Genomic DNA, 918 nt, shown 5'->3' on the forward strand with positions numbered 1-918 from the left:
ACGTAGGACACACGCGTGTGTCCTACGTTCAGAACGCGTGTGTCCTACGTTCGGAACGGGTGAGGTGAGCGTTCGGGGGCAGGTGGGGGCGATCAGGGTCAGGTGGGGGAGAGGTAGAGCCAGGAGCCGTGCTCGCGGACGAAGCGGCTCCGCTCGTGCAGCACGTCGTGGTGGCCGCCCACGCGGTAGTGGGCGCGGAACTCGACCGTGCCGGTCGACTGGAACAGGGTGCCGTCGGCGCGGTCGAGGATCTCCAGGCGGGTCCAGCGCTGCTCCGGGTCCAGCTCCAGCGACGCCGGTCGGGTGGTCGGGTGCCACGTGGCCAGCAGGTAGTCCTCGTCGCCCACCGCGAACGCGCTGTAGCGGGACCGCATCAGCGCCTCGGCGGTCGGGGCCTTGCGCAGCCCCCGGTGGTACGGGCCGCAGCACGCCTCGTACGGCTCGCCCAGCCCGCACGGGCAGCGGTCGGGCGCGCTCATCCGGGCCGATCGCACGCGGTGCGGCCGGAACGGTCGTAGCGCACCCACGCCAGCGCGTTCTCCGCCTCCCGGTCACCGGCGGCGGCCTGCGCGGCCAGCGACGCGTGCACCTGGTACCGCAGGTCGGCGGGCACGGCGGGGTGCGTGAGCAGGTTCGCGCGGATCGCCGGCCGCGGGTCGTCGGCCAGCAGCGCCAGCGCCTCGGCCGGCGCGGCGGGGTCGGTCGACAACGCCTCGCGCACCGCGTCGTCCGGGTCGCCGGCCAGGGCCACGCCCCGCGCGACGGACATCGGTTCGGTCACCGCACCAGGATATAAGGCGAGCGGCGCCCCACCCGGTTTGTGCCCGGGCGCGGGGGGGGGCCCGGGGGGGGGCCCCCCTCGGCCCGGCCGTGGGGATCGGCGACCCGACGTTGGGCCGGTGGGAGGTCCGGTTGGAG

General features: G+C 75.4%; 2 protein-coding genes. Both read right to left on the reverse strand.

Annotated features, from left to right (window positions below):
- Window positions 1-98 precede the first annotated feature (98 nt).
- Entirely contained in the window at window positions 99-479 is a 381-nt protein-coding gene (locus tag ACFXGA_RS08760; RefSeq protein WP_378085691.1) for a YchJ family protein, read from the reverse strand.
- Window positions 476-781 carry a hypothetical protein gene (locus ACFXGA_RS08765; RefSeq protein WP_378085692.1) on the reverse strand — a complete coding sequence of 102 codons (306 nt, stop codon included), beginning with the start codon at window positions 779-781 and terminating at the stop codon, window positions 476-478. Before ACFXGA_RS08765 ends, ACFXGA_RS08760 begins: the two co-directional genes overlap by 4 nt.
- Window positions 782-918 lie beyond the last annotated feature (137 nt).

The organism is Actinosynnema sp. NPDC059335 (assembly GCF_042752395.1).
Taxonomy (GTDB): domain Bacteria; phylum Actinomycetota; class Actinomycetes; order Mycobacteriales; family Pseudonocardiaceae; genus Actinosynnema.

Bases quoted from the DNA above. Each gene is read 5' to 3' on its own strand.
- ACFXGA_RS08760 (WP_378085691.1), bottom strand. From the start codon at position 479: ATGAGCGCGCCCGACCGCTGCCCGTGCGGGCTGGGCGAGCCGTACGAG.